The 348-nt window shown below is 53.7% G+C and carries 1 pseudogene; it reads left to right on the top strand.

What is annotated here, in order from left to right:
• A pseudogene (locus SB756_RS28680) lies at window positions 1-245 on the top strand (tRNA/rRNA methyltransferase); the annotation flags it as partial.
• Window positions 246-348 lie beyond the last annotated feature (103 nt).

Below are 348 nucleotides of genomic sequence, written 5' to 3'. Positions count from 1 at the left end.
AGCTGTCGAAGCTGAATCAGGTTGAGGCATCAAAAGCCTCTGCGGCGGATGGGCAGCAGTTGCAGGCGCTGCGTCAGCGTTTCCATCAGCTGCTGGCGCAACTGGAGGTCAGTGATGATGAGAAGCTGTCAGACTGGATCGATCAGCGGGTAGGGCTGCTGGAACAGCGCGACAGTGCGATGCTGCATCGTCTGCTGCACGATATTGAAAAAAAACTCACAGATAAATCCTCGGCAAAAAGCTGATTTTACAGCAACAGATCGCAGGGAATTTCTGCATAGCAACCGATCGAACAGCGTTTTACGCTTTCACCGGTGGCTGTGCGCAGTGGTGGAAATCTGTCCGCCG

The organism is Pseudomonas sp. SIMBA_068 (assembly GCF_046534705.1).
Taxonomy (GTDB): domain Bacteria; phylum Pseudomonadota; class Gammaproteobacteria; order Pseudomonadales; family Pseudomonadaceae; genus Aquipseudomonas; species Aquipseudomonas putida.
The sequence above is the reverse complement of the archived record's forward strand: the minus strand, read 5'-3'. Positions and strand labels throughout refer to the sequence as shown.